We start from the raw sequence: 3,749 nt of genomic DNA on the forward strand, positions 1-3,749 counted from the left end.
GGGAAGGGAAGCCGGAGCCCCGAGAAGACGATCGCCGCGGTGGCGCCGAGCGCGACGACGATCGCAGCGGTGGCGGCGACCCAGTTCGTCACGCGCGGCTTGCGCTTGCCGCTGCCGGTCGCCGTGAGCAGCGGTGGCCGGTCCGGGTCCTCCGCGTCGTGCACCTCGACGACCACGAAGTACGGCTTGGGCGCACCCATCAGCGGTCTCTGGGGTTTGGCACGCACGACGGCCGTGACCGTCTCGCCCGGCTCCAGTCGCACCGCCTTGGGCTCGGCGGTGACGCTGCCCGCCGGCGGATCGAGCTCGGCGGTGATCCGCACCGGTGCGGCGACCGGGCCTTCGTTGGTCAGCCGGAGGTCGTATGTGCTGGGGGAGTCGTCGCGCTGGTGCAGGCCCCCGACCACCGGGATCGGCACGGCGACCGTGATCAGGCCGGTGGCGAATCCGGCCGGCTCCCCGGTGGCGCGCTCGGTGGCGTGCACGGTGAACGGGACCATCGACGAGCTGGGCGCCTGGTCGGCCGGCGGCTCGAGAACCACCTCCACGGTCTCGGTGTCACCGGCGCCGACCGTGAGGTCGGGCGGGTCGACATACGCCCAGCCGGATGCTCGTCCGCGCGCGACCGAGACATTCACGGCGAGGGGCGCCGCGGCCCGGTTGAAGAGCGTGACGGGCACGCGGGTGGGCACGCCGGGAGCGAGGGCAACCGGCGTCGGCTGGAGGGAGATCTCAAGGGTCACGGGAGTCGATTCACAAATTCCGGTACGAGGCGCCGGTTTCGGCGAGCATGCGGATCACGGTGGTCGGGTCACATACTTCCGGAACGAGCGCGCCGGCGAGCGCGCGGGTCACGGTGGTCGGATCACATGATTCCAGGACGAGGGCGCCGGCGGAGTGTCGGGATCACGGCAGCCGGGTCACGCGGTGGGTGATGTCGCCGGGCTCGAGGCTCCCGTGGTGGGTGGTGTCCCCGCGCTTGCGGGTCACGCGCGGTGGGTGACCTCGCCGCGCTTGTGGGTCACGGGAGTAGCGGGTCATCCGGCGGGTCGGCGCCGGGCGGCACCACCGCGGGCGCCTGCTGCACCAGCTGGTCGTCCAGGGGGTCGGTCCCGGGGAACGCCGCCAGGCCCGGCACCTGGGCCGAGCTGTAATACACGCCCTGGCCGCCGGCGACCGGGAATCGGCCGGCCGCCAACTGCTGCTGCGGGCCGAAGCCGAGCGCCGCCTGCGCCGGATCAACCTGGCCGAGACCAGGCTGACCCGTGCCGGGCTGTCCGGCGCCGGGCTGACCCGTCCCCGGCTGGCCCGGCTGCGGGTGCAGCAGCGGATTGTCCCGGGCGTCGAGCGCGTTGCTGCCCATCCTGTACTCGAGGCCGTCGCTGAATCCGTCGCGGTCGGAGTCGCTCTGCCGCGCGTCCAACCCCATCGCCAGCTCGAGCGCGTCGTCCATGCCGTCGGAGTCCGAGTCGACCTGCAGCGGCGCCAGGCTGCCGTCCATGTGCCCGTCGGCGTCGGTGTCCGGCGACAGCGGGTTCAAGCCCTGCGCCAGCTCGAACGCGTCGTTGAGCTGGTCGCCGTCGGTGTCCGCCTTGCGCGCGTCGGTCTTGTGGACGATCAGCTCCTGCGCGTCGCTGATGTTGTCGCCGTCGGTGTCCGCGCGCAGCGGGTCGAGACCGATCCGGCGTTCCATCGCGTCGCTCAGGCCGTCGCGGTCGGTGTCCGGGCCGCCCAGGTCGGGCGGCGGCGGCAGCGGATCGGGAACCGTCGGCAGCGCGGCCTCGACGATCGAGGCTGCCGCGGCGGGCTCGGGCTGGGCGAGTGGCGTGCCGCTGCCGTCGGAGATGCCGGGGAGCACGGCGGCGAACTCGAACCGGTCGCCGGCGGTGCTCTCCCGCACACCGGCCCGCCGGTTGGCTGCCTCGACCACCTTGCCGTCGCCCAGGCTGATGGCCACGTGCGCGCCCGGGGTGCGGCCGTCGCCGGGCCGGGGTTCGCGGTCGAAGGAGAACAGCAGCGCCCCGGGCGTGTCCTTCGCCTTGTCGACCGGAATCAGCAGTCCTTTTTCTTTCAGGTGCAGATATTGGGCCGTGGCGCCGTCCGGAATCTTCGTGCCGGCCTGATGCGCGGCCCATTGCGTGAATTCCGAACAGTCGAATACGTCCGGATCGTCGTCTTTGAGTTTGACCTCGGCGCCGAACACATATCGGTCACCTACTTGCGCTTTCGCAACTTTCAGGAATGTGTCGAGAGCTGCGTTGTCGGCGTCACCGGCCGCCGCCACGGGCGTCACGCCGCCACCACCGGCACCGCCCGCCAGCGCGGCGGCCTCCGCGGCGGCGTCCTCATTGGAGGCAGCCAGCTTGTGTCCGTACCCCGGCGTGCCGGTCCAGATCCCGCGGCCTGCGCCGTCACCGAAAGCGATCGCCGCGCTCTGCGCCTCTTCCTTGTGCCGCAGGTAGCGCGCACCCAGCCCACCGTGCGTCACCGTCCACGGCGATATGTCCTCACCTTTGCGGGAGACCAGGAACGCGGCCTTGGCGTTCTGCTGCGGGTCGAAGAGATCGAACTTCGAGGCCAGGTCGGGATGGGCGCGGCCGTTGATCTGCCACAACCCCTTCGAGTCCTCGCCTCGCGGGTTGTGCGCCCGGCTGTTGCCACCCGACTCGGCCAGCGAGATCGCGGTCATCGTCGCCGCTTCGTCCGGAGTGAACCCGGCACGACGGGCAAACCCGTAGATCTGTTCGGCGGAGTACCTCGGCATGGCACGAGCGTAGGAGACCGGTTCCACTCTGTATAGCGGGCTTTCCACCATGAGCTACCGTGCGGCCGGGGACGATCAAGGCCGGCCAAGAAAATCCCGTTTCCCGCGAACCGCTCGGGCGGCTGCGACGAAGTACTTACAGGAGCCGCGGGGGCGGCTGCTGGGAACCGCAAATCGGCAGGACAGTTGGATGTACGACACAAGCCGGATGCCTATTGTTCTGCTCGCGTCGAGCGGGGCAAGATGTGCTGGCGCGCGGCTGGGGCGCCGCCGACCTGGGGGAATGAAAAAATATGCTGCTGCAACGGCCGCCGACCGTCTGGATCGATGACAGTCATGCCATCGTCCGGCGCGGCATGGCCGCATGCCTGACGCAGGCCGACTTCGTCGTCCGCGGGGAGAGTTCGACGCTGGCGCCCGCGCCGGTCACCGCGGGCCTGGACATTCTGGTTTTCGAGTACGCGGGCCCGACCCTGCGCCGCGCCGTGCGACTGGCCGACGGCAAGGGCGTACGCCTCGTCGCCACCGTGCGCGACGTCAACGAGCAGGCCGTCCGCGAGATCGTCGACGCCGGCGTGAGCGCCGTGCTCCCGCACAGCACGCTGACCCCCGACACGCTGATCGCCAGCATCCGCGCGGTGGTCGCCGGCACCGTCGCGATGCCCGGCGACATGCTGGCCCGGCTGCTCCTGCACGTCACCCAGACATCGCACCTCGGCCCGACCGGGCTCAATCCCCGCGAGCGGTCGGTGCTGCGTCTGCTCGCCGACGGCATGGACACCCGCGGCATCGCCGAGGACCTGTGCTTCTCCGAGCGCACGGTGAAGAACGTGGTGCACGACGTGCTGACGAAGCTGAACTGCCGCACCCGCGCACAGGCGGTGGCCGTGGCCACCCGCGAGGGCGTGATCTGATCGGTGACGCCGAGCGTTGAGCCCTGGGCCGTCCTCGCCGACACCCTGCTGCAGCGCGAGGCGCTGGTCAG

Annotated in this window: 3 protein-coding genes; 1 reads left to right on the top strand and 2 read right to left on the bottom strand. The window is 71.0% G+C overall.

The window, feature by feature from the left end; genetic code table 11:
• The coding region (locus tag AB0M20_RS31725; protein ID WP_364304006.1) for a hypothetical protein at positions 1–743 on the bottom strand (743 nt) is incomplete at its 3' end.
• A gap of 278 nt (positions 744–1,021) precedes the next feature.
• On the bottom strand, positions 1,022–2,764 hold the full coding sequence (locus tag AB0M20_RS31730) for an NlpC/P60 family protein (protein ID WP_364304007.1): 1,743 nt from the start codon (positions 2,762–2,764) through the stop codon (positions 1,022–1,024).
• A 293-nt stretch (positions 2,765–3,057) separates the two neighbouring features.
• Here AB0M20_RS31730 and AB0M20_RS31735 point away from each other — a divergent pair, with 293 nt between their 5' ends.
• Positions 3,058–3,678, top strand: a complete 621-nt coding sequence (locus AB0M20_RS31735) for a response regulator transcription factor (protein ID WP_364304008.1) — start codon at positions 3,058–3,060, stop codon at positions 3,676–3,678.
• Positions 3,679–3,749 lie beyond the last annotated feature (71 nt).

Origin of the sequence: Actinoplanes sp. NPDC051633 (assembly GCF_040681735.1) — a bacterium.
Lineage (GTDB): Bacteria > Actinomycetota > Actinomycetes > Mycobacteriales > Micromonosporaceae > Actinoplanes.

Excerpts from the sequence above, each read along its gene's own strand:
- AB0M20_RS31730 (WP_364304007.1), bottom strand. The coding sequence starts at position 2,764 with ATGCCGAGGTACTCCGCCGAACAGATCTACGGGTTTGCCCGTCGTGCC.
- AB0M20_RS31735 (WP_364304008.1), top strand. The coding sequence starts at position 3,058 with ATGCTGCTGCAACGGCCGCCGACCGTCTGGATCGATGACAGTCATGCC.